General features: G+C 41.4%; 23 protein-coding genes. 16 read left to right on the forward strand and 7 right to left on the reverse strand.

Annotation, left to right across the window (positions count from 1 at the left end; genetic code table 11):
* Positions 1-4: 4 nt before the first annotated feature.
* Complete coding sequence (locus GQA99_RS16715) at positions 5-475, forward strand: acyl-CoA thioesterase (RefSeq protein WP_160055802.1); 471 nt, start codon at positions 5-7, stop codon at positions 473-475.
* Between the two features lie 95 nt (positions 476-570).
* The gene (locus GQA99_RS16720) at positions 571-993 is read left to right on the forward strand and encodes a CBS domain-containing protein (protein ID WP_160055804.1); all 423 of its coding nucleotides are present in this window, start codon (positions 571-573) and stop codon (positions 991-993) included.
* Positions 994-1,085: 92 nt separating this feature from the next.
* On the opposite strand, the gene GQA99_RS16725 is transcribed toward GQA99_RS16720, so the two are convergent.
* Positions 1,086-2,279, reverse strand: coding sequence for a serine hydrolase domain-containing protein (locus GQA99_RS16725; protein ID WP_160055806.1), 1,194 nt, complete (start codon positions 2,277-2,279; stop codon positions 1,086-1,088).
* A gap of 194 nt (positions 2,280-2,473) precedes the next feature.
* Here GQA99_RS16725 and GQA99_RS16730 point away from each other — a divergent pair, with 194 nt between their 5' ends.
* Together GQA99_RS16730 and GQA99_RS16735 are read left to right on the forward strand one after the other, a co-directional pair.
* The gene (locus GQA99_RS16730) at positions 2,474-2,722 is read left to right on the forward strand and encodes a DUF3297 family protein (protein WP_160055808.1); all 249 of its coding nucleotides are present in this window, start codon (positions 2,474-2,476) and stop codon (positions 2,720-2,722) included.
* A 244-nt stretch (positions 2,723-2,966) separates the two neighbouring features.
* Positions 2,967-3,608, forward strand: a complete 642-nt coding sequence (locus GQA99_RS16735; RefSeq protein WP_206194585.1) for a LysE family translocator — start codon at positions 2,967-2,969, stop codon at positions 3,606-3,608.
* Between the two features lie 91 nt (positions 3,609-3,699).
* Here the strand turns inward: GQA99_RS16735 and GQA99_RS16740 are convergent, their stop codons facing one another.
* Together GQA99_RS16740 and nqrM are read right to left on the reverse strand one after the other, a co-directional pair.
* Complete coding sequence (locus GQA99_RS16740; protein ID WP_160055812.1) at positions 3,700-4,320, reverse strand: protein-disulfide isomerase; 621 nt, start codon at positions 4,318-4,320, stop codon at positions 3,700-3,702.
* 214 nt (positions 4,321-4,534) lie between these two features.
* Positions 4,535-4,732 carry a (Na+)-NQR maturation NqrM gene (nqrM, locus tag GQA99_RS16745; RefSeq protein ID WP_160055814.1) on the reverse strand — a complete coding sequence of 66 codons (198 nt, stop codon included), beginning with the start codon at positions 4,730-4,732 and terminating at the stop codon, positions 4,535-4,537.
* Positions 4,733-5,212: 480 nt separating this feature from the next.
* Between nqrM and GQA99_RS16750 the strand changes: the two genes are divergently transcribed.
* On the forward strand, positions 5,213-5,689 hold the full coding sequence (locus tag GQA99_RS16750; protein ID WP_160055816.1) for a PaaI family thioesterase: 477 nt from the start codon (positions 5,213-5,215) through the stop codon (positions 5,687-5,689).
* Between the two features lie 90 nt (positions 5,690-5,779).
* On the opposite strand, the gene trmH is transcribed toward GQA99_RS16750, so the two are convergent.
* Positions 5,780-6,490 carry a tRNA (guanosine(18)-2'-O)-methyltransferase TrmH gene (gene trmH, locus GQA99_RS16755; RefSeq protein ID WP_160055818.1) on the reverse strand — a complete coding sequence of 237 codons (711 nt, stop codon included), beginning with the start codon at positions 6,488-6,490 and terminating at the stop codon, positions 5,780-5,782.
* 368 nt (positions 6,491-6,858) lie between these two features.
* On the opposite strand from trmH, the gene GQA99_RS16760 reads away from it, so the two are divergent.
* The 6 genes from GQA99_RS16760 to GQA99_RS16785 all read left to right on the forward strand — a co-directional run bounded on the left by GQA99_RS16760 (position 6,859) and on the right by GQA99_RS16785 (position 13,297).
* A complete protein-coding gene (locus GQA99_RS16760) occupies positions 6,859-7,245 on the forward strand; it encodes a ribosome recycling factor family protein (protein ID WP_160055820.1) in 387 nt (128 codons plus the stop codon).
* 306 nt (positions 7,246-7,551) lie between these two features.
* Positions 7,552-7,761: a transcription antiterminator/RNA stability regulator CspE gene (gene cspE, locus GQA99_RS16765; RefSeq protein ID WP_160055822.1), complete on the forward strand. Its 210-nt coding sequence runs from the start codon at positions 7,552-7,554 to the stop codon at positions 7,759-7,761.
* A gap of 236 nt (positions 7,762-7,997) precedes the next feature.
* On the forward strand, positions 7,998-8,234 hold the full coding sequence (locus tag GQA99_RS16770) for a hypothetical protein (RefSeq protein ID WP_160055824.1): 237 nt from the start codon (positions 7,998-8,000) through the stop codon (positions 8,232-8,234).
* A 438-nt stretch (positions 8,235-8,672) separates the two neighbouring features.
* Positions 8,673-9,689 carry a hypothetical protein gene (locus tag GQA99_RS16775; RefSeq protein WP_160055826.1) on the forward strand — a complete coding sequence of 339 codons (1,017 nt, stop codon included), beginning with the start codon at positions 8,673-8,675 and terminating at the stop codon, positions 9,687-9,689.
* A 200-nt stretch (positions 9,690-9,889) separates the two neighbouring features.
* A complete protein-coding gene (locus GQA99_RS16780; RefSeq protein ID WP_160055828.1) occupies positions 9,890-10,804 on the forward strand; it encodes a pepsin/retropepsin-like aspartic protease family protein in 915 nt (304 codons plus the stop codon).
* A gap of 306 nt (positions 10,805-11,110) precedes the next feature.
* Positions 11,111-13,297: an OsmC domain/YcaO domain-containing protein gene (locus GQA99_RS16785; RefSeq protein WP_160055830.1), complete on the forward strand. Its 2,187-nt coding sequence runs from the start codon at positions 11,111-11,113 to the stop codon at positions 13,295-13,297.
* Between the two features lie 101 nt (positions 13,298-13,398).
* On the opposite strand, the gene GQA99_RS16790 is transcribed toward GQA99_RS16785, so the two are convergent.
* Positions 13,399-14,883 carry a CotH kinase family protein gene (locus tag GQA99_RS16790; protein WP_160055832.1) on the reverse strand — a complete coding sequence of 495 codons (1,485 nt, stop codon included), beginning with the start codon at positions 14,881-14,883 and terminating at the stop codon, positions 13,399-13,401.
* Between the two features lie 362 nt (positions 14,884-15,245).
* On the opposite strand from GQA99_RS16790, the gene GQA99_RS16795 reads away from it, so the two are divergent.
* Both GQA99_RS16795 and GQA99_RS16800 read left to right on the forward strand, forming a co-directional pair.
* Complete coding sequence (locus GQA99_RS16795) at positions 15,246-16,649, forward strand: hypothetical protein (protein ID WP_160055834.1); 1,404 nt, start codon at positions 15,246-15,248, stop codon at positions 16,647-16,649.
* Between the two features lie 128 nt (positions 16,650-16,777).
* Positions 16,778-17,026: a hypothetical protein gene (locus GQA99_RS16800; protein WP_160055836.1), complete on the forward strand. Its 249-nt coding sequence runs from the start codon at positions 16,778-16,780 to the stop codon at positions 17,024-17,026.
* A gap of 81 nt (positions 17,027-17,107) precedes the next feature.
* Here GQA99_RS16800 and GQA99_RS16805 read toward each other — a convergent pair whose 3' ends face one another.
* Entirely contained in the window at positions 17,108-18,310 is a 1,203-nt protein-coding gene (locus GQA99_RS16805) for an ammonium transporter (RefSeq protein ID WP_160055838.1), read from the reverse strand.
* 351 nt (positions 18,311-18,661) lie between these two features.
* Between GQA99_RS16805 and GQA99_RS16810 the strand changes: the two genes are divergently transcribed.
* Positions 18,662-19,831, forward strand: coding sequence for a lipid-transfer protein (locus GQA99_RS16810; protein WP_160055840.1), 1,170 nt, complete (start codon positions 18,662-18,664; stop codon positions 19,829-19,831).
* A gap of 73 nt (positions 19,832-19,904) precedes the next feature.
* Here the strand turns inward: GQA99_RS16810 and GQA99_RS16815 are convergent, their stop codons facing one another.
* The gene (locus GQA99_RS16815) at positions 19,905-20,999 is read right to left on the reverse strand and encodes a PepSY-associated TM helix domain-containing protein (protein WP_160055842.1); all 1,095 of its coding nucleotides are present in this window, start codon (positions 20,997-20,999) and stop codon (positions 19,905-19,907) included.
* 394 nt (positions 21,000-21,393) lie between these two features.
* On the opposite strand from GQA99_RS16815, the gene GQA99_RS16820 reads away from it, so the two are divergent.
* Complete coding sequence (locus GQA99_RS16820) at positions 21,394-21,939, forward strand: carboxymuconolactone decarboxylase family protein (RefSeq protein ID WP_160055844.1); 546 nt, start codon at positions 21,394-21,396, stop codon at positions 21,937-21,939.
* 136 nt (positions 21,940-22,075) lie between these two features.
* Positions 22,076-22,723 (forward strand): DsbA family oxidoreductase, encoded by a 648-nt coding sequence (locus tag GQA99_RS16825; protein ID WP_160055846.1) that lies wholly within the window; start codon positions 22,076-22,078, stop codon positions 22,721-22,723.
* The last annotated feature ends 16 nt before the right edge of the window (positions 22,724-22,739 follow it).

Below are 22,739 nucleotides of genomic sequence, written 5' to 3' on the forward strand. Positions count from 1 at the left end.
ATGGATGTCCGATTCAAACAACACTATTGCAGCTCAACAATGGCGGCATGCCGATCCTTTTATACTGAGTTGGACGGTTAGCCCAGATCAAATTGATCATTATCAACATGCCAATAATGTCGCGTATGTGAGCCAACTAGAGCAAACCTCCTGGGCACATTCTAATGCGCTAGGGTTAACGATTGAGCAATATAAATCGTTAGATAGAGGCATGGCGATTAGCCGCCATGAGATTAATTATTTGGCGGCGGCTTACCTTAATGATGTTATCGATTGCGCCACCTGGATTGTGGAGTGCGATGGCAGACTGAAGTTGGCGCGCCATTTTGAGTTTATTCGCCGCAGTGACGGAGTTTCTTTACTCACGGCTCGCACTGAGTTTGTGTGTATTGCCTTATCTAGCGGTCGTCCAAAACGCATGCCTGACATATTTGCTGATATTTACGGCCGAGCTAGCATTCAGATTAGCGAGTAGTATTAAGGTGTAGCACTGTGCTCATTAGTTAAGGTTGTTAGCGAACGTTTTACTTTTGACTATTATTTAACCTGTGTCAATTATGGAGATAAACCATGAATGTGCGCGATATTATGACCCCTAATCCGGTGTGTATTAGCCATGAGGCGAGCCTTAAAGATGCGCATCTGTTAATGCAAAGCCGAAATGTGCGCCATTTGCCGGTGATCAGTGAATCTACTGGTGAGTTTATTGGCATGCTGACACATAAAAAGATGATTGCGATGGTATTAACCATGCTTAATAAATATGGCCAAGGGGCACTTGATCGAAAAGAGCGTTACACCCCAATTGCCGAGGTGATGGATACTCAAGTGCAAAAGCTTGGATTAGATGAACCGTTAACCATTGTGGTGCAATATTTTATCGACAACAAATTAGGCTGCTTGCCTGTGGTCGATGAGCAAAATCAAGTCCAGGGGATTGTCACCTCGTCTGATTTTGTCAAACTGTGCCAGCGTTTATTGTTACAACAATAAGCGCCTGCGGATTTGATGATTATTTGAAGCGTTGTGAGTGTAAGCGCTTGAGTTGTTACGTTAGCGTAATACCCATTAATAGCGGATGCCTTTTACTCTAATGACGCGACAATTTCGCGGAAAAACGCGATGGTTTCATGTTTTGATATTAGGCTATCTTGAAAGCCTAAATCGGCACTGTTTTTTACAATAACAACATTGTGTTGTTGATTGACATAGATATATTGTCCATATACGCCCACGCAAAAAAACTCACCTTGCTGTGCTTGTGGCGGTAACCAAATTTGGTAGCCGTAGCCGAGCTTGTCTGTTTGCGGTTTAAGGTAGTCGGCTTGCGGTGTGGTGGCGGCTTTTATCCACTCTGCCGAGACGATTTGCTTGCCGTTAAACGCGCCATTGTTTAGTAATAAACGGCCAAAGCGGGCGTAATCACGGGTAGTGACATTTAAGCCACCTAATGCAAATTCAGCCCCTTGAGAGTCGGTGAGCCAAAACGCATCGCTTTGCATGCCGATGGTATTCCACAGGTTTTGTTGGATCAGTTCAACTAACGACTTTCCGCTTACACGCCTGAGGATCATGCTAATTACGTGGGTGTCCATGCTGACATAATGAAAGGCTTTACCTGGCTCAGATTCATTGACCAGTTCACTGGTCATGTCGTCTAACGAGCCACCAATGGCCAGCACTCGGCCCATTTTGTTTATGTCAGAATTAAAATCTAGGTAGTCTTCGTTCCACTTAACCCCTGACGACATTTGCAGTACGTGTTCAACTTTAACGTTGCCATAACCAGAGTTAGCAAGCTCTGGCAGATAAAAGCCAACGGTTTTGTTGATATCAATGTTGCCTGCATCAACTTGCATACCAAACAAGATAGACACAAAGGATTTGGCCATCGACCACGAAATCCGTTTGTCGTCACTTTGGGTGCCTAAATAATATTGCTCAAAGGTTATTTGATCGTCTTTGATAACCAGTAATGCTGTGGTGGCTCGGCGTGCTAAAAACGCTTCGCTATTAGTGACGTTGTCTCTGTAGGTGAAAGTGTCTGGCAAGGCTTTTGGAGCGACGCCAAATGTATAAGGTTGACCTTGGTGGACAATTTTTTTGTTGAAAAAGATGTCATTCATGTGGGAAAAGTTATTTACGATGAGTTTTTCATCAAACAAGCTAATGACGCTGTATAAACGGTTAGCGCTTTGCCAATTGAGCGCTACAACAATAACGGCGATAGTGATAATCGCTAATACCGTCCCTTTAATGTATTTTGACAACCTCGACATGAATATTTCCAACCAGCTTAAGTTATAGCAATAACCTAATGCTATCGTGACTATAAATCAAACAGTTAACGCGTTTAACTTTGCCGCTGTATCGATGATACATTTAAGCGGCTCACATTTATGATCGCCGCTATTGAGCATCTTGCTGCTATTGCCTACAATAACGCACGTTTTATTAATTACAGAATATGAACATGAACGACACTACTGCTAAACCTGCTTTACCCGATCGCCTTAGCGTTAATCCACGTAGCCCACATTTTGTGGAAGCTATTTTTGAACATGAAATTGGCATTATGTTTAACGGCAAAGAGCGTAATGATGTAGAAGAATATTGCATCAGTGAAGGCTGGGTAAAAGTTGCGTCGCATAAAGCATTAGATCGTCGCGGACAACCGCTTACGATGACAGTTAAAGGTAAAGTTGAAGCATTTTATAAGTAATACACTTCGCAGACCGACGCGTAAAATGACAGGCTAACCAATGAGGTTGGCCTTTTTTATTTGTTTGATTTATTTAAAATAGTTAAAGTTTGCTTGATGTTTGTTCGATAACTTTCTTTTCGTAAACAATCCCTGCCAGTGCTATTCACCGTTAAAAGCCTAATGGCTGCCATCATGACTTTCATTCATGTTCGATCGCTGTAAAATCCGCGCCGTGTTTTAGCTGCTTATTTGTGTATTTATGATGATTGATTTGGCATTACTGCCAGTTTATTTAACGACTGTAGTGGCGTTATTGTTAATTCCTGGCCCTGATATGTTGCTGATTGCCAGTTCGAGTTTGAGCTATGGCCGCAAAGTGGGCGTGTATGCCAGTTTTGGTAATGCGACTTCGGGGCTTATTTTAACCTTACTTGCGGCAATGGGCGTGTCGGCGCTGGTGGCGATGAACCCAATGGCATTAGAGTTACTGCGGATTTTAGGCGGTGCATATTTGCTAAAAATGGGCTGGGATTGCATGCGCAGCAGTGCCAGTGAGGCGCCCGAGATTGCTCAGCAGAACAACTTAGCTAAATTACTTTATCGCCGTGCAGTAATGAGCAATTTATTAAATCCGAAAGCATTACTGTTTTTTGTGTTGTTTTTGCCCCAGTTTGTGTCGACTCAACTCAGTGCCAGTTCTGGTGAGCAAATGTTGGCGTTAGGGCTATTACTGAATGTGATGGGACTGGCGTTTAATTTATTGCTGGTGGTGTTAGTGGGGAGTTTGGGTAAGTCATTACTCAATAATGATAAGTTTCGTACTTATCAAAACAAGTTTATGGGTGTGGTGTTTTTTGCATTAGCGATTTGGTTACTGGCCTCGCAAGTACAAAGTGTAAGTTAACGCGATTGAGTGTTACATATATAAAAACCACGGTTAATACCGTGGTTTTTGCTATGCGCTGTTTGACTCACTTTAACTATGATGAGCGCGGTTAATGTTTTGACTGTTTGATCGCTGCGATCTCTTGCTCTACTGCGGTGACAACCTCTTGTGGATTTTTGAGGTATTTAGAGTGGTCGATGAAGATGGCATTATCGTTGACTGTCATGACGAGTGCTGGAAAACTGTTGGTGCCAATGACCTGTTGAATTTCTTCAATGCCTTCTAAAATGTATTCGGCGTCGGTACTTAGCTCGTCTTTAAACACTTTATTGGTTGGCGATAACTTAAACTTTTCGACGATGTCGTTAAAGTCGTGTTTATTGTTGAACGGGTTGCCTTCAATAAAGTGCGCCGCCTGAATGGCATTAAGCACTGGCAATTGTTTACTGGCTTGTTTGTCTTGCATCCAGGCCATAAAGTTTGCTGTTTTTATAGAGTTTTTTGGACTGTTAACATAACGAATATGTTCACGACCAAATTTAACACCACTGGCTTTTGCCGCAGCTTGCATTTGCTCTTCACCAGCGCTGTCTTTACCAATGTAATGTGCGCTGTGCAGCAGATGGACTGTCATGTCTGGATAGGCTTGTTGTAGTGCATTCACTAGCGGGGTAGTGGCATAGCTCCAGGGGCAGTGCGAGTCGAAAATAAAATATAGCTCAGTGGTCATGGTGTTGATTCATATTGGCGATCGATGGGCCGATCCTAATGAGTTTAGTGGCAATATTCAATCATTGTCGACGTGTTGTTTTAATGGCCAGTTAGGTATCGCTTAGTTAAATGCAAGGCCATTATTGCTAAGTCACAATCAAAGATACAATTTTAGGCTGTTGTAAACGGTCGCCTAAATTAAGGCGTAATCAATGCACAGCAGGCCCTAATGATTATTTTTGAGTGGGCTCTTGTATTTGGTATAGGGGTTTATGTTCTTCGCAGGTGACTTCACAATCACAGCTCTTTTCTATTCCTACATTTCCAAGCCCTGCACAGCTGCCTTGAATGGGTTTTCGTCCTAAAAAAACACCTAATGCCATCACTGCAAAAAACACTAAAAACACCGTAAAAGTTATTATAAATTGCATGCCGATTTCCTTTGTTGTTGCAATGATTGGCTTAAACATCACGTTTTAGCACGCATCAAGTTACTCAAATTGATATGGATGTGGTATTCTAAAACCATTATTGGCATATGCCAATAATGGTTTTGCGTTTTTATTTTGTGAGGTTTTATGAGTCAGCAGCATCAATCTGAAAAAGCGGTATTATACCAATTCCATTAATTATCTGGTCATTCAGCGGGAGTTCTGTGTATTCTAGGCAAATAATAGAATTGTAGGCATAGTTGCTCTCGGCAACTGCTTCTGCGTTGCTCTACCTCCTGCATCCATGCAGTCGTTCGTCAAAATGCTATTAAGCAGCATAGAAGGCACAGAAACCCGCCTTGCAGGAGACACTCAGACCGTTCATTTCTTTGTTGCATTGTCTTAGAAGGGAATAACCATTATTTCAACAATGCGCCTCAAACTGAACAATCTGAGTGACTCTGATTGGTCACATAATTAATGGAATTGGTATTAATTGATAGCTTAAGCCTGGTTTCTCCTGAAACATCAGCAGATGATTTATGTGCAGTCGTTAAGCCATTGAGTCATCAACATTGTATGTTGTGCGGTACGCAGAATTTATTAGGGCTTCATTTGCAATTTTTTAGTACGGCAGACCAACAGGTATGGGCGCGTGCTAAAGGGTCGATACATCAACAGGGTTACCAGGGGATTTTACACGGCGGCTTTTTATCGGCGTTACTCGATAGCGGTATGTGTCAGGCGCTTTTCCAGCAAAACATAGAAGCGGTCACTGCCGATATGAGTATCCGCTACTTACATGAAGTGCCGTTAAATAGTGATATTTTAATTAAAGGTAAGATTATCTCTTCTCGTTACCCTCTTTATAAAGTGGAGGGTGAGTTATATGTTGCTGGCCAATTGGTGGTTAAAAGCAGTGCACGTTTTATGGCGAAGGGATTTGGTAAAAAATAAAGTCGTTGCATACAGTGCTATAACGATTGAAGCCTGACATTGTTTAAGAATAGAAAGCATTGCCAGGCGTGAGTGCAGTGGATAATTTTTTTAAGTTATTTGTTCAGTGAGAGCTTGTGGGTCTGGGGCGCGCATTCTGTCCCACCAGTCTTTGTCGGCAACAATTTGGCCTTGGTCATCAATGGCTGGGTAGGGGATTTGCTTGCGACGACAGGCTTTGGCATAAACTGGATGGCCTTGTTCAAACAGCATTTTTTGGCAGTAGGCGTAGTCTAGTTTGCGGGTACCGTACATATTGGCTTGTTCGCGTTGGCGCTGGGCTTCATACATCACTAAGGCCGAAGCCACAGACACATTGAGCGATTGCACCATACCGCGCATCGGGATAATAATGTGTTGATCAGCTGCTGCAATGGCTTCATCACTCACGCCATCACGCTCATTACCCATCACAATTACGGTGGGGCGAGTGTAATCAATGTCGCGAAAATCAACTGCGGTGTCTGAAAAAGTGGTAGTCAGTATTTGCATGTTTTGCGCTTTAAAAGCTTGATGCGCCTCTGAAAAAGTATAGTGCTTTACTGTGCTAACCCATTGTTGGCTACCAGAGGCGGTATTACCCGATACGCGCATTTCAATGTCGGGCCATACGGCATGAATTTGATGAATGCCGACACAATCAGCCGAACGAATAACAGCGGCGATGTTGTTGGTCATATGCACTTTATCAAGACATACTGTGAGATCGACTTGGCGGTTATCAAGCATTTGGTTTATGCGGGCAAAACGTTCTGGGCTCATGGGGCAATTCTACTTAGTTTTATGCAAGGTTATTGATTACACTGACGCATAATCTCGCTAACGCTTGACTGATTCTTTACCGGGTTATCATTATTCGAGCGGTATTATAACTCAAAACGGGATTCAATAACCTCAAGTTGAGATATTAAACGCCTTTCAAACAATTCTTTGTCCTGCTAGCTGTGCTGAATCGACGTGTCAATTCGCCTTGTTAGCAACACAAATGATAAGCTTGAAAGTGAGGTGGGTTAACATGCTGATTTCAAATAGTATAAGTTCACCCTTTGTCTCGACTTAAGGTTAAATAGATGATGTTTTGTGTGTCCAAGCTTGCTGTAGATTACATTATTTAGAGATACTGACTCGATATGAATGAACCTATCACTGTGCGCTTGCCGTCGCTTATCCACCGCATTGGCAGTGACAAAGCCAAACAAGCTAAAGCAATAGCGGTGCAATATGATTGTGAGCTTAAGCGTGTGCGTCGCTCTCGACATTGGGCGCTTGTTGGTAACGCGTTAAGTGTGCAAGCGTTTGTTGCGGGCTTGCAAGCACTGGGCGATGAGGGATTACGTTATCTGGTGAGTAAAGTCTCAACGGCATTGCTGGAACATGCCGATAAGTTAGAGCCGTTAGACGTTAAGCTAAATCGATTAATAACCCATAACCCTGGTATCACTTTGGGGGAGTTAATGGCGTTGACTCAATGCAGTATTGCTGAGGCGAGAATGGCTCGCTTTAATGCTGACATATAGAGGTTTTGGCAGCAACAATTGGCCTTTTTAACACTCCCCCAATACCCGCGCAGAGAGGGGAGATAAATTATTATCTCGTCAGCTAAAAGAAACGCTTTACAATATCTAAAACTCATGTAGTATCTGCCTTGCTCTGACATTCAGAGTTATTAATGAACATCAAGTAAAAGAAAAGCCTTAGAATCTTCGTTATCGTTGTTATCCTCTGTGTTTCCCTTAGCTTTATCGTGCCATTCAATAATTCAAGCTTGAGCGCATCGCATTTTCGCGACAGATTGATTAATTTAATTATATAAGGGACATAACATGTCTAAAACTACTGGTTTAGTAAAATGGTTCAACGAAGATAAAGGTTTTGGTTTTATCACTCCTGATAACGGCGGCGCTGACGTGTTCGTTCACTTCCGTTCAATCACTTCAGAAGGTTTCAAAACTTTAGCTGAAGGCCAAAAAGTATCTTTCGAAGTTGAGCAAGGCCAAAAAGGCCCTCAAGCTGCTAACGTAGTAGCTGAGTAACTCTTACTTTGTAAGATAGCGCAAATAGTCTCGCGACTGTTTGCGCTTTTTTTTGCCTGTTTTTTAGCAATATTAATACCATCAAACTTTAAGGGTATACTCTTTGTCGAGTTGCTCGCACCGCGGCTATTTCGTTTTTCTCCTCGCACTTCTATATTGATCTACATCAACGCCAATTCGTCTTCATCACTTCATTATATTAGCTGTGGATAATGCTAATGTTACAGGAAGCTGCAATGACAGATGAAAAGTTAATGGTATGCCTCAAAGTCTGCATTTTTACTGGTATCTGTCTCATTTTATTGGGTGTGTATTTACATAATTTTAGTGATGTGATTGAAGCGATGGCTGTAAACGGCATTATCATTAGTGCAATGTGTGTCGCTTTTGGGATGATTTTGTCGCTACCGACTAAGATGTATCTGACTTTTTTGTTAGTGATGCGTGAAGCTGAGGCAAGCCGAAGGCTTTGATATGTTATGCTCGTAATTTATTTTTATACTCACCTTGCTACCATTTTATTAAATCAATAATTGTGTATCAGTTTGCTGTTTTTTTCATTTAATCTTCATTTTAAGTCGAAATAAATTAAGCTTTTAGCTTTTTATTCTGTTTTTTTCTGCCAATTAATAAAATATTTTTTACCTCATTGAACTGCGAAAGATTTCGACAGAGTGCAGTTTGGTGACTAAAGAGTGAAACCATCATCTGATACGACTAAATCTGCTTACTATATTGATTTCAAAGTTATTAAAAATATCATTTTTAGATTTATCTTTGATATTAAGTCATTTTTTATCACATTTTTATGTGATTTATGAAGAGTTTTCAATGTTAATCGGGTGACATTCAGTATGGGATCCGTTATTACTGTTTATGAACTATAAATAAATGACATTTAAGGGAAAAAAATGAGTCCATGGTTTACTAATGTTCAGCTTGGTTTTGATATGGCGACCAGTCTGACAATTGTTGGCGCAGCAATTACCTGGGTTATTCGTGAAAAGAAGCAAGCGGAAGCTGAAAAAGCACGTGGTATCAATCAACAGGTTAGATCGACCAGTCTTAAAAAAGTACAAGATGTACTGTTTGAGATGGAAGACAAGTTTTCTGTGCTGATTAATGAAACGCAATCCTTTGAAAATATGATTGATAACCGGGTGCGTAAAGTTAATGACCAATTAGATTTTTCTCGCTTAAATGCGGCGATTAAAAGAGACGGTAACTTTTTAGTTAAGTCGATGGACCGCCTGCAGGCTATTCGTGAAGAATTGGGCCAATTTTATGAGCTTATCCAGGTTAGGCGTTATAGTTTAATCCCTTTGCTTGATGCCATTGAAGAGGGTGATAAATACATTGGCGTGTTTCAGCGTAACATCGATGAAGTGGGCGAAGCATACAATCAAATGACGTCGGGTAATGTATCGTTGTTAAAAGAGTTGCAAGCCGTGATTCTGTTGTTGAATAACGAATACGGCGATGAACTGGTTGATGTGTCTGATGACCTTAAAAAAGAACTGTTTCAGAAGATTTCAGCAGATGAAAAGTTCATGAAGCCTATCCAGTCTATTATTTATGACGAAGATTATTTTTACTGGGTGCAACGTTTTGTTCCTGCTGGTAGAGAAGAAGACTACTTAGAAAAAGTCGTTAGACCGAGTAAAATTGAAGACAAAGATTTGTGTTCTGAAGTGATGGTTCACTTTATCTTAGCCTTGATAGGCAAGAACCATGAATTGATCTCCCAAGTGCTCAGAACCGCTTCTGGTTCGGTGATGAAAGCGCGAATTGAGTGTAAGGATATCTTGATTTCACTGAGTGCTATTTCACATAAGTTGGTGATGGATAATAACAATGAAACACTGGAAAAAGTGATTGAGAAGTATGAAGCTGAAGAGTATTTTGGCAGAAATATTACCATTCGCTAGAAAGTGATTTTATTTTTATTTGCTACAAATACAGAGAGTAATCACCTGATTGCTCTCTGTGAATTACACCCTATCAAAATCTATTTTTATCTCAATGATAAGCATACCAATGATGATTTTCATTTACCTAAGTTATTGACTTCTCCTCTTTTTGTTAATAGATTGTTGAGCTAAATTTTGTGCTAGATTAAGGAAAATCGATGCGTTCAACATTATTGCAATTACTGACATTCGTGGTCGTTACCACTGCTTCTTTTAACTCTTTTGCCGTAACTAATTGGGTTGATTTTGAAGTGATCAATGGTCACATCAACCTCCCTGTGACGATTAATGGCGTTGAGGGAAAGGCGATACTCGACAGTGGCTCTCAGGTTAATGCGATTAATATCAGCTTTATTAATAAAAATAAATTTGAATTCTCTAAGGGAAGCAAAGTCGATATTAAAGGTGTTTATGGCACTGAAACTCGCCAACTTTATAACAATGTGAATGTTAAATTATTTGGTGCCGAACTTGAGCTAGACGAGCTGGTTGGTTTACGTTTAGGTCATCATGCAGTGCAGTTATTATTGGGGGCGGGTTTACTTGAAAAATTTATTTTTCAAATTGATTACCCTAATAGTCGTTTGAGGTTATTTGAGCGAGACTCAATCGATTTAGCAAAGCTTAAGAATATTGATATGCAGATCGATCGAGGAACAGGCCAACCTATTGTTAAAGTTGAATTAAATGGTGAGAAAAACGCCTGGCTTATTCTTGATACGGGTAATAACAGTGGTTTGTTTTTAAAGCGGTCATTGGCTACAGATTCTAATTGGTTAAGTTTATATGGTGCACAATCAGGGACAGGCTACGGTGTTAATAACATTGCTAGCATCGATAACTTTCGTTTACCTGAAGTGAAGTTTGGTCCGTTTACTATCGAAAATGTCCAATCTAGCGTGCCTGCCGATGGCCAAAGTGAGTTTATATCGGGCCAGGATAGAAGTGGTTTGTCGCGAATTAAAGGTAAAAATATCAAAGGGCTTGTTGGCTATGACATTCTTAAACACTTTGTATTAACCATAGATTATAAGTCTGGCCATATGCATGTTGGGCTTCCTGAAGAGTCATAATTGCCTGTTACTGATGACATTAAGGGTCACGATAAGTGGCCTTTTTGTTTGTCATTCTGATCTCTCCACACTAAACATATTACGTTCTGATCAAAGTATGTTATCCCACTAAAACGAAGTGTGGATAATTGAGATGTTTCAATATGTAGCCATTATCTAAACAGAATCATTCACAGATCATTTACAATTAAGCGAATTACTATTATTTAGGCAATTAACCCAAGACTATTGCGGCAAAAACACCGATAATTCCCCCTAATTTAGACAAGCTGGCCGTTTGGCTGTGCACGACTGTGGAAATATTCAATGGAAATCAAAGTAAATTTTCTCGACAATTTGAGACTCGAAGCCAAATTTGACGACTTTACCGTTACGGCCGACCAACCTATTCGCTACAAAGGTGATGGCTCAGCCCCAAGTCCTTTTGATTATTTTTTAGCATCGTCTGCATTGTGTGCGGCTTACTTTATCAAGGTGTACTGTAAGGCTCGTGATATTTCTACTGAGCACATCAGACTGTCGCAAAACAACATTGTTGACCCTGAAGATCGCTATAACCAAATTTTCCAAATTCAAGTTGAATTGCCAGACGACATTTCGGCTAAAGATCGTGAAGGTATTTTACGCTCTATTGACCGTTGTACAGTTAAAAAAGTGGTGCAAACTGGCCCTGAATTTAAAATCGAAACCGTTGAAAACCTAGATTCTGACGCCAATGCGATGTTGATGGGTCAACCTGATGGTGACAGCAATACCTTTATTTTAGGTAAAGACTTACCGCTGGAACAAACCATTCAAAACATGACTGGTTTATTGGCTGATCTTGGGATGAAGATTGAGATTTCATCATGGCGCAATATTGTGCCTAACGTATGGTCTTTGCACATTCGAGATGCCGCATCGCCTATGTGTTTTACCAACGGTAAAGGTGCGACCAAAGAAAGCGCGTTATGCTCGGCTTTAGGTGAGTTTATTGAGCGTTTAAACAATAACTTTTTCTATAATGATCAGTTTTTTGGTGACGAGATCGCCAATAGCGAATTTGTCCATTATCCAAATGAAAAATGGTTTGCGCTTGAAGACGATGACGCGCTGCCTACAGGCTTATTAGATGAATATTGCCTGGATATTTATAACCCTGATGAAGAGCTATGCGGCTCGCATTTAATTGATACTAACTCGGGCAATAAAGCTCGCGGTATTTGTGCTATTCCGTACACGCGTCAATCTGACGGTGAAACTGTGTACTTCCCGTCTAACTTGATTGAAAACTTGTTCTTAAGCAATGGTATGAGTGCGGGTAATAACCTGCAAGAAGCTCATGTTCAGTGTTTGTCAGAAATTTTTGAGCGTGCAGTAAAACGTCAAATCATTGAGCAAGAAATTGTGCTGCCAGACGTGCCAATGGCAGTATTAGAGAAGTACCCAAGTATTTTAGCGGGTATTAAAGGCTTAGAAGAGCAGGGCTTCCCTGTTGTGGTGAAAGATGCGTCATTAGGCGGGCAGTTCCCGGTAATGTGTGTCACCTTGATGAACCCACGTACGGGTGGTGTATTTGCGTCATTTGGCGCACACCCAAGCTTTGAAGTTGCCTTAGAGCGTAGCTTAACCGAGTTATTACAAGGCCGTAGCTTTGAAGGCTTAAATGATGTGCCAAAGCCGACCTTTAATAGCATGGCCGTGACCGAACCTGAAAACTTTGTTGAGCACTTTATTGATTCTACTGGAGTTATTTCCTGGCGTTTCTTTAGCAGCAAATTTGATTATGAATTCTGCGAATGGGACTTTAGCGGTACTAACGAGCAAGAAGCTAACGCGCTGTTTAGCATTTTAGAAGACATGGGCCGTGAAGTGTACATTGCTGAGTTTACTGATTTAGGTGCATCGGCGTGCCGTATTTTAGTGCCTGACTATTCTGAAGTGTACCCTGTGGATGATTTGATTTGGGATAATACCAACAAATCACTTAACTACCGCGAAGACATTTTAAACCTGCACTCGTTAAGTACTAAAGCCTTGTCTAAGCTGGTAAACCGTTTAGAAGAAAGCCAATTAGATAATCAAACCGATATCCCAACCTTGATTGGCATCGTGTTCGATGAAAACACCGTTTGGGGCCAGTTAACCATTATCGAATTAAAGATTTTGATTTATCTTGCCCTCGGTGAGCATGAAGATGCGTTAGAACTTGTAGAAGAATTTTTACAGTTTAACGACAACACAGTACAGCGCCGTTTGTTTTATCAAGCAGTCAATGCGGTGCTTGAAGTGACCCTAGATGAAGACTTAGAGCTTGAGCACTTTATCGGTAACTTTACCCGTATGTTTGGTCAGGAAGTAATAGACAATGTGGTGGGCTCGGTCAATGGCACGGTACGTTTTTATGGCCTAACGAAAACCAGCATGAAGCTTGAAGGTATTGAGCCTCATTTACGTTTAATTGAAAGTTATAAAAAACTACACCAGGCTCGTAAAATCAAAGCTGGTTTGTAACGTTTAGACAGATAAACAATCAACATAATAAAAGAAGCGAACCTAACTGGGTTCGCTTTTTGTTTTTGTCAGTGGTTCTGTTGTCAGCTTGCTTACAGTAATTATTGCTTGTCTAAATAAGTATCTACAGCTGCAGCTCTATCTTCAGCGTGCTGTAACAGCTCATCAATTGCGCGGTAAAAATTACTGCTGCTTTCTAGGAAGCTATAGCCCGATACTTCAGAAGTCGCATAGGGTTCAATAAGTGCTGAGTAAGTATTGTAGCTTGCTTGCATCTTATTGGTTTCAAATGCATCGCTAATCACTTCAAGTAAATATTCATTGTAGCGCTCACGATATACATCATCTGCGTACAGTTTGGATATAAGTGGCCAGCTGCTTGAGTTGAGATCAGAGAAGTCTAATGCTAATGCACCACCTTGCTTACCGTCTTGCAATGCTTCGTTATTATCCCAAGGGATCCAGGTGAGCTTTGATGTGTCAGGATCGTTATATAAATAATAGTTGTGTGGCATTACACCGTAAGTATCCCAATTTTGAATAATGCCATTAACGGCTAGGTATTTTAAAAACACATCAACATCAAATACCGCTTCTAAATTAGCTCGCCATGTTTCTGGATCTGTGGTGCGAGTGTCGTCGTGTAAGGCGGTAAATAGGGCCTGGATATCAGACCAGTCTTCATCATCTTCGTTAGTTTTTTTCTCAAAGTCTGTTTGGTTAAACGACCCCTCAACAAACATGGCACCATCATCTTCGGGTTTATACAAATTACCATCATTACTTGAGAATTGTGTATCAATGACCGTGTCATCAATTTCTTCTACAAGCGTATATAAACCAAAATATTCAGGACCATCGCCATGGTCAACATATAAGGTATAAAAGCCGGTGTGTGATACCGCCAATCCGGCGTCTTTAAACACATCAGCAGCGACTTTTTCACGTAATAATGATTCGTCGTCATAGTTGTTTTTTAGACTAAATTTTTTGAAGCCATAAAATCGTTGGTTGTTAATTTGCGGGTAATCATCTTCGTATTCATCAAAATCGAGTTTTAAGGCAAGCTTTAATATGCCTTGCTGCCAGCTGGTTTGCAGTGATGAGTTACCTTTAAAACGGATCCCTACACGATACCATTGGGTGCCGTTATAAAACACTTCAGCGGGCACAAAAATAGGGTCTTCATCGGTATCACTTAAGCTATTGGATGCGCTTCTACCAAACTCACCATAGAGCTCGGTCATGTTATCTAACATGCTCTGCCAGCGCGCTTCGGTGACAACGATATCGAGTCGTTTGACTTCAGTATCATTAAATACTTCATCAAAGTTAGGGTCGACATTTTTACTGTGGGTTTCATCTGTCCAATCTGTCGCTTCAAAATCAGCGTCGGTGACTTCAGTTGTCGTGGTATCGGTTTCGGTGGTGTTTGTGCTGGAAACTGTTTCGGTAGTGTCGGTATCACTGTCGCTTCCACCACAGCCATTTAGCATCAGCAGACTGGTAAGCATAAGTGCAAGTAGTAACGTAATAGGCCGATTAAACTGCCTGTTGGTGGGACATAAATGATTACTGGTAAACATCAGATTCTCCTAACATTTGTTTATGCTGAGTAATACGGTTAATTGAAATAATCTCGTTAACAGTATGTTAGAGAACAAAAGTGTGAAAATTGTGCAGATAGCGTGGATATCTACAGCAAGTCAATAAAAGTGAGGTGTGGGTCATTACTCCTGTATTGGGTGCACTTTATTAATCGAGTCAGTATCCATTGGGGCAGTGTTTACTTATCGCAATAGTGTGACCATAAGCGTTAATCGTTTACGCTGTTTTAGCGCCTAGCAAGCTATGGGTTTACTGTGATTGCATTTTACATTAGTGTAGTGAATACGATTAGGTGTTAATAATATGTAAAAACAAAATCTTAGACACTCAAGGACGATAAATGAAATCTTCACTTTTTTTGCTCAGCTGTGCAATGTTAAGCCCTGTTATTAACGCCAATGAGCTACCGCCAATTTTAGATTTTTACCCACTTTGTACACCGAAAACTATCGATACTGCCAATGATAAAATAGTCTACGATATTGACCCAAGCTTGCTGGAATCGTCTAGTGATGGTGTTTTATCCCATCGTGATGTTTATGTTCAACAAGCCTTGGTGGAAATACAGCGCAAAGCCGCAGCAGCAGGAGCTGATGCGGTTATTGTTGATAGGTTAACGGTAGGCGGAATTGATCGAAGTATTCACTTGCAACATGACAGTAGCCGAGTTAAGTCGAGCACCCAACAAATCCATGTTATTACCACTGTGCAATACGTTAACTTGTGTGACGATACACAGCTTAGCAGCGACCCCACACCCTATAACAGTGAGGGTAAAGCTGTTTCGTATACCCAAACCACTGTTAAATTGACGATGCCAAATGAAGGAAATTTGTTAAAAAAAGCGCAAAAACACCAAGCACCTGATGCGCTTATTACTACAGGTAGTGCCTATGGCATACACATTGGTGATTCGGTTGATGATTTATTACCTGCATTAGGCCCTCACAGTATTCAATTGCAACTCGACAATGGTGCCACCGTTTATGGTTATGGGCGCAGTTTATGGTTTGTGATTAAAGACACTCGTGTCGCAATGATTACTCAAGATTTAGGACTATTAAATGGTCATGGTCAAAACCAAATTGCCTTAAGCGAAAACTATGATAGCGATAATTGGGTGATTGAGAACCAGGTGCGTTACGGTGATGAGCTCAATAGTGTTAAGACGCATTTAGCGCTTAAAAAGCAAGGTGATGTTTACAGTGTGGCAGGTAAAAATAGCCGCTTGTTATTAACCTTTGAAGACTATAATGAAAGTCTAGATAATGCGGCTATTTCTCGGCTTAACAGTTTTGCAATTATGCCATTCACAACAACCGATGAGCATCAGGTTAACTTCGGCAATTTTGATAATATTGATATCGCAACATTACTGACATTAGCATCTAAGCAAGCTTATACCTTACAACCACAACAGCTTATCAATCAAATCCAATTGACAGACAGCGGCCCCAAAGTGCTGGTGAATAGTAATGTATTATTGGGGTTTGACCGCCAAGGTGTCGTTAACTCAATCAAAATTACTGAGTCCATGTTGGGCAAGCAAACGATGAGTGAATTTAATGCAGTGCTTGCTAGTTACAACTTGCCCACTATTAAGTCTGAATTGTTAGCGCGATACCCAAATGCAGAGGATAATTTTGATAACATCATGCTGACAAAAGGGGTGGTAATGTTGTCGATTAATTTTGATTCATACGATGATGATGCGCAGCTAATTGATCTCACGTTACACTTTTAACTTAAATAATCACGAAAGAGAAAAGTGATGTTAAGAGTGAAACCTCCGCGGATAAAGAGAAGATTATTGAGGGGCAATGCGCTAAAGTACCCCCAAGTTAGTTGGGTATTAAGTTGTTAGGAAGTGAAATGAATATTGAAAATGCTGTGATTGATAATTTGGCTGATTTAGAGCGCTTTTTAGTGTTAGTTGAAAAGGGTGGTTTAGGTTTAGAAGGCGTTGCTGGTGTAGGTATGGCAACCAGTAATGCTGATGGTCGTCATTTTGTTGCGGTATTTGGTGATAACCATAAGCTTTTACTTGGCCGCTGGGTGACACCTGAAATTTTTGAAACAGGTCAAGATATGGTTAAAAATGGGGTTAGGTCTAAGCACTGATGACCCTAGGTCAAATCAAGACGAATACCGTTTAAACAAAAAAGGCAGAATCGATATTCTGCCTTTTTTATGATGTGTTAACTACTTGTCTGAGTTGGTTGAACCAATTTTATGAATGGCTAAGTCGGCGCCAATAAATTCGTCTTCCTGGCTTAAGCGTAAGCTGGCGACTTTATTGACGATACCGTAAACAATAAGACCGCCAACTAAAGCAACAATCACACCGGCCACACTGCCAATAACTTGTGACATAATGCTTACCCCGCCAAGGCCGCCTAATGCTTGTTGACCAAAAATGCCTGCCGCAATGCCGCCCCACACACCACATAAACCGTGAAGTGGCCATACACCCAGTACGTCATCTATTTTGCTGCTGCGTTGTAATTTAGTGTACACCCACACAAATAAACCGCCCGCGACACCGCCGACAACAAATGCGCCAACAGGGTGCATTAAATCTGAGCCTGCACACACGGCAACTAAGCCTGCTAATGGTCCGTTATGGATAAACCCAGGGTCATTTTTACCGACAATCAGTGCGATAACCGTGCCGCCGACCATGGCCATTAAGCTATTGACTGCCACTAAACCGCTAATGCCATCGAGTGTTTGTGCTGACATCACGTTAAAGCCAAACCAACCCACAATGAGTACCCATGAACCTAATGCTAAAAAGGGAATGTTAGACGGGGCGAATGCAATACCGGGTTTACGACCACGGCGAGCGCCAAGTAAATAAATGGCCACTAGTGCAAGCCAGCCGCCCATAGCGTGTACGACCACTGAACCGGCAAAATCATGAAATTGCGCGCCAAATTGACTTTCTAACCAGCTTTGAAAGCCATAATTACCATTCCAGATAATGCCTTCAAATAACGGGTATACAAAAGCAACAATCATGGCCGAGGCAAATAAGAACGGCCTAAAGCTGCCGCGCTCGGCAATGCCGCCTGAAACAATGGCTGGGATTGCGGCAGCAAAAGTGAGTAAGAAGAAGAATTTAACTAACTGATAGCCGTTATCAGCCCCTAATGTTTCAGCACTCACAAAAAAGTGGCTGCCGTATGCGATTTGATAACCAATGACAAAGTAGGCAATGGCTGAAAAAGCAAAGTCCGTTAGAATTTTAACTAGGGCGTTAACCTGGTTTTTGTGTCTGACAGTACCGACTTCTAAAAATGCAAATCCAGCGTGCATGGCTAGTACCATGATTGCACCAAGTAAGATAAATACTGTGTCAGCACTTTGTGCAATAACCCCAATTGCATCACTAATATTGTTCATTTCATTTTCCACAAAACATTTCTCTGTTGAAATTCATGCTTTTATAAAGCAAAACTTGTTCCTAAATCGCAAAGATACTGAGCTCTTATTGACCTTTGGTGGTGCAAATGTCTGAATATGTTGCTGAAATGATCGTAACAACGCTCAATAACGGTGCATTTAATGAGCATTTTAAGCGGCAAAAATAGCGGGGTAAGTTGATAGTGTTATATTGGGTGTTATATTTTGGTGCGCTGTAGCGCTAATTTGGTGCACCGCAACTGGATGTGCTTTAACATTGCATTAACTTTTTAGGGCGAATCGAGTATTCTGAACTCAGCATGACAGACTAGCTGTCTTAACGGGAGTGATATGAATAAAGTGAGAGTCGCTGGGGTGGGCATGATCCCATTTTGTAAACCGGGTCAGCAACCGTCATATCGGGTGATGGCAGCCGAGGCCATTAAGTTAGCATTAGCCGATGCGGGTTTACATGCTAAGACAATTGGCCAGGCGTATGGCGCTTACATCTATGGTGATAGTACCTGCGCCCAGCATGCATTTTACGATGTGATTCAAAGCGGTATTCCAATTATTAATGTGAATAATAATTGCTCGAGTGGTTCAACCGCGTTGTTTTTGGCTCGCCAGGCGGTGTTATCAGGTCAGGTTGAGTGTGCATTAGCGTTTGGTTTTGAAGAAATGCAGCCTGGTGCGTTAGGTTCACACTGGCAAGACAGAGAAAGCCCATTTGAGCGACTCGATCCTGTTTTACAGCAATTCAATGCGCCACAAGGGCCAATTGCGTTACGTGCGTTTGGTGCAGCAGGCCGCCATTATATGGATAAATATCAAGTGGGCGCCGACCTTTTTGCTAAGGTGGCCGTGAAGTCACGTAGGCATGCCATTAATAATCCATACTCAATGTTTTCAACGCCATTAACTTACCAGCAAGTGCTCGACGATAAAGTGATATACGACAATTACCTCACGCGTTTAATGGCGTGTCCGCCAACATGCGGCGCTGCAGCCACCATAGTGTGCAGCGAGTCATTTGCCCGCCAACACGGCATCACATCTAAAGTAAACATTATTGCCCAAGCGATGGCCACCGACACCGAACTTTCGTGGCAAGACCCTATTGATGCAGTTGGTAGAGCCATGACTCAACAAGCGGTTGAGCAAGTGTATTGCGATGCCGGTATTGGCCCTCGCGATATTGATGTGATTGAATTGCATGATTGCTTTACCCCAAATGAGGTGATTACTTATGAGGCCTTAGGGCTGTGTCCTGAAGGTGGTGCAGCGCAATTTATTGCCGATGGAGACAATACTTATGGCGGACGATATGTGATTGGGCCATCGGGTGGTTTGATGTCAAAAGGGCATCCCATCGGGGCAACAGGACTTGCGCAATGTACCGAATTAACCTGGCATTTGCGCGGACAAGCAGGTAAACGACAAGTTGATAACGCGAGGCTGGCACTGCAACATAATGTTGGCCTAGGCGGTGCAGTGGTTGTGACTTTATACGGGTTCTAGGCATGTTCATGCGCCGTAAAACCGCCAATATTGCGCGAAACATATCGCACAGTATTGGCGGTTAACGTTTTCGCTATGCGGCTTTTTTCGCTTTATTGCCAAATGTCCGACGACAAAAAGTCACCAGACTGAACGATAAAATACCTGTGCCAATCAATGAGACGAATGTAATCAACGTTACATAGCTTGCCGGCATATTCAGCCCATCGTGCAGTGGGCGCACAAAGCTGGCAATCCTGCCAGGTAAAGATCTATCACTGTGTTTTAGTGCCGACTCAATAACGCCCGTAGTGTGGTTGATGCTAATGCGATCGGCTTCTCTTAACCAAACGCCTGGATGTTCGTCAAATTGAATTGAGAATATCTGTGCCACTGGTTTGTTCGCATTGGCCTGCATTTTGGGGCTCGGCTTTTTACCCGGTTTTGAGCGTGGTTTACTTACTGATATTAGCTCTGCGTTTGGCCAAACTTGTTGGGCACTGTTGAGTTGGCTTAACCAATTATTGCCCTGGCTTACCGGAAATGACTGATCAACCGGCTTTTGATTTAACGCCCCAGTCCATAAGCTATTGTAGGTAATTAAAAATCCGCTCACACATAAAATAAACAATGGTATTGAGATAAACAGCCCTAATTGAATGTGGCTTTTGAGCAAGCTGCTTGAACGGGTATTTTTGGGCAACGTTTGCTTTAAGCGAAAGCCATTACGTACTCGCCACCATAAATAAATCCCAATCAAGGTGACCATACCGCCAGACAAAGAGGCCCATGCATTGATGTATTTACCGCCGTTGTCGATTAAAAAATTACGATGCAACCAAAAGGCGGTTTCATAAAAAGGCAGGTCAAATGAAGCGCTGCTAGCAAGCTCATTGAGGTCGTTATCTAATGCGATAACTTTACCGCGTGTACTGGCTTGGATATAAGGCGTATGTTCTGTTGGAAAACGTACTGTGCTCATTTCAGGGTAGCGTTCAAATACCGTTGCTACCGTCTCGGCTTTTTGCTCTAGGGTCAGCGGGGTAAAGGTTTGTCCTAAACTGTCTGTGCGTTTTAATAAATCTACGCTGCCTAAATAAACCCCTGTAGTCAGTACTATTAACATGGTGATGCTAATAACAAAGCCTACCCAGTTATGAAACCATTTTAATGCGGAAACCATATTCATGTTGTGTGCTCAAATTACATTACAAAAAGCTGATTTTATTGCGTTTTTATACTGTAATTGTGGTAAATAAAAAGTGGCGGTAATGATAATTAATCTCAATTAAATGTTCAATTAAAGAAATGTAAAGATCGCTGGATAACAGCAAAATAGCTTAAACAACAACAGAACTTAAGTGACATATTGAGGTTTATGGACATAAGTGAAAATATATTTTTTAACGCAATTTTTCTCTAATATACTAATTTTTATATTAAATTATTCATTCAATTCCTATTTCAGATGTGTTTTTGAGTGATCGATCAAAAATAAACTTGGGCGAACGTTCAAATTGTTTTATAGTGAACTCAATTCGAAACGCAGCACTACAATTTATTAATCGACACGAGAGAATATTATGACTTCATTTACTATCCATACTGCAGAAAGCGCCCCACAAGAAAGTAAAGCAATCCTTGAGGGTGCTAAAAAACAAATGGGCATGGTACCTAATTTGTTTGCCGTATTAGCTGAATCACCAAGCACTTTAAAAGCATACCAGCAGTTACATCAGTTCTTTTTAGACTCGTCATTTGACGCAGAAGAGCTAACTGTTGTGTGGCAAACCATTAACGTTGAGCATGAATGTACTTATTGTGTTCCTGCACATACCGCGATTGCCAATTCAATGAACGTTGACCCAGCGATCACGGAAGCACTGCGTAACAAAACTGCTATGCCTACCGCTAAATTACAAGCGCTACATGATGCTACATTAAGCATTGTGCGTAGCCGCGGTAATATTTCGCAGGCTGAACTTGAAGCCTTTTATGCAGCAGGTTACGGCCAGCAACAAGTGTTAGAAATCATTTTAGGTTTGTCACAAAAAGTGATCAGTAACTACACAAACCATGTTGCCCATACTCCAACTGATGAAGTATTCAAAAAGTTTGCTTGGAAGTAACGGTTAGCGACAAATTCAGCATTTATTGTGAATATTGTGAATAGATAAAATGAATACCAATGTCAGCGTTATCGCAAAATGGCATTGGTATTTTTTATTCGAGCATCGTAAAAACTCTAGTGACGAGGACAGTAAAATGACCACAAAAATTAAGCTCGATATTATTTCAGACGTAGTATGTCCATGGTGCATTGTGGGTTTTAAGCATTTAGAGACGGCAATCAACGAACTTGGACTACAAGATCAAGTCGATATTGAATGGCAACCTTTTGAGTTAAATCCAACGATGCCGCCAGAAGGTGAAAACCTGCGTGAGCATTCGGCCAGAAAATACGGTACGACCCCAGAAGGTAGCATTCGTGCGCGAGCCAATATTACCCAACAAGGTGCTGAGCATGGCTTTGTTTTTGACTATTTTGAACAGATGAAAATGGTTAATACCTTAGATGTGCATGTGTTGTTGGAATATGCTAAACAAGTAGGCAAGCAAACTGAGCTAAAAATGCGTTTATTTAGTGCCTTTTTTACTGAGCATAAAGATATTTCAGAACGCAGTATTCTTGCTCAAGAGCTTAGTTCTGTGGGGATTGATGCTAAAGAGGCGTTGAGCCTATTAGACAATAGCGCTGTGGCTGAGCAAGTTCGCGCTAAGGAAGCACATTGGCAACAACTTGGTATTTCGGGCGTACCGACGGTTATTTTTAATCAATCGAGTGCTTTAACCGGAGCGCATCCAGTAGAGGCTTATAAGCAAGTTCTGACTGATTTAATGGCTCAGCGTTAATGGCCTAGCGTTCCTG

This window comes from Shewanella litoralis (assembly GCF_009828585.1).
Classification (GTDB): Bacteria; Pseudomonadota; Gammaproteobacteria; order Enterobacterales; family Shewanellaceae; genus Shewanella; species Shewanella litoralis.

Excerpts from the sequence above, each read along its gene's own strand:
- cspE (WP_160055822.1), top strand. The coding sequence starts at position 7,552 with ATGTCTAAAACTACTGGTTTAGTAAAATGGTTCAACGAAGATAAAGGT.
- GQA99_RS16795 (WP_160055834.1), top strand. The coding sequence starts at position 15,246 with ATGAAATCTTCACTTTTTTTGCTCAGCTGTGCAATGTTAAGCCCTGTT.
- GQA99_RS16780 (WP_160055828.1), top strand. The coding sequence starts at position 9,890 with ATGCGTTCAACATTATTGCAATTACTGACATTCGTGGTCGTTACCACT.
- GQA99_RS16815 (WP_160055842.1), bottom strand. The coding sequence starts at position 20,999 with ATGAATATGGTTTCCGCATTAAAATGGTTTCATAACTGGGTAGGCTTT.
- GQA99_RS16735 (WP_206194585.1), top strand. The coding sequence starts at position 2,967 with ATGATTGATTTGGCATTACTGCCAGTTTATTTAACGACTGTAGTGGCG.
- GQA99_RS16800 (WP_160055836.1), top strand. The coding sequence starts at position 16,778 with ATGAATATTGAAAATGCTGTGATTGATAATTTGGCTGATTTAGAGCGC.
- GQA99_RS16790 (WP_160055832.1), bottom strand. The coding sequence starts at position 14,883 with ATGTTTACCAGTAATCATTTATGTCCCACCAACAGGCAGTTTAATCGG.
- GQA99_RS16720 (WP_160055804.1), top strand. The coding sequence starts at position 571 with ATGAATGTGCGCGATATTATGACCCCTAATCCGGTGTGTATTAGCCAT.
- GQA99_RS16785 (WP_160055830.1), top strand. The coding sequence starts at position 11,111 with ATGGAAATCAAAGTAAATTTTCTCGACAATTTGAGACTCGAAGCCAAA.
- trmH (WP_160055818.1), bottom strand. The coding sequence starts at position 6,490 with ATGAGCCCAGAACGTTTTGCCCGCATAAACCAAATGCTTGATAACCGC.
- GQA99_RS16715 (WP_160055802.1), top strand. The coding sequence starts at position 5 with ATGTCCGATTCAAACAACACTATTGCAGCTCAACAATGGCGGCATGCC.
- GQA99_RS16760 (WP_160055820.1), top strand. The coding sequence starts at position 6,859 with ATGAATGAACCTATCACTGTGCGCTTGCCGTCGCTTATCCACCGCATT.
- GQA99_RS16825 (WP_160055846.1), top strand. The coding sequence starts at position 22,076 with ATGACCACAAAAATTAAGCTCGATATTATTTCAGACGTAGTATGTCCA.
- nqrM (WP_160055814.1), bottom strand. The coding sequence starts at position 4,732 with ATGCAATTTATAATAACTTTTACGGTGTTTTTAGTGTTTTTTGCAGTG.
- GQA99_RS16730 (WP_160055808.1), top strand. The coding sequence starts at position 2,474 with ATGAACGACACTACTGCTAAACCTGCTTTACCCGATCGCCTTAGCGTT.
- GQA99_RS16725 (WP_160055806.1), bottom strand. The coding sequence starts at position 2,279 with ATGTCGAGGTTGTCAAAATACATTAAAGGGACGGTATTAGCGATTATC.
- GQA99_RS16775 (WP_160055826.1), top strand. The coding sequence starts at position 8,673 with ATGAGTCCATGGTTTACTAATGTTCAGCTTGGTTTTGATATGGCGACC.
- GQA99_RS16805 (WP_160055838.1), bottom strand. The coding sequence starts at position 18,310 with ATGAACAATATTAGTGATGCAATTGGGGTTATTGCACAAAGTGCTGAC.
- GQA99_RS16820 (WP_160055844.1), top strand. The coding sequence starts at position 21,394 with ATGACTTCATTTACTATCCATACTGCAGAAAGCGCCCCACAAGAAAGT.
- GQA99_RS16740 (WP_160055812.1), bottom strand. The coding sequence starts at position 4,320 with ATGACCACTGAGCTATATTTTATTTTCGACTCGCACTGCCCCTGGAGC.
- GQA99_RS16770 (WP_160055824.1), top strand. The coding sequence starts at position 7,998 with ATGACAGATGAAAAGTTAATGGTATGCCTCAAAGTCTGCATTTTTACT.
- GQA99_RS16810 (WP_160055840.1), top strand. The coding sequence starts at position 18,662 with ATGAATAAAGTGAGAGTCGCTGGGGTGGGCATGATCCCATTTTGTAAA.
- GQA99_RS16750 (WP_160055816.1), top strand. The coding sequence starts at position 5,213 with ATGGAATTGGTATTAATTGATAGCTTAAGCCTGGTTTCTCCTGAAACA.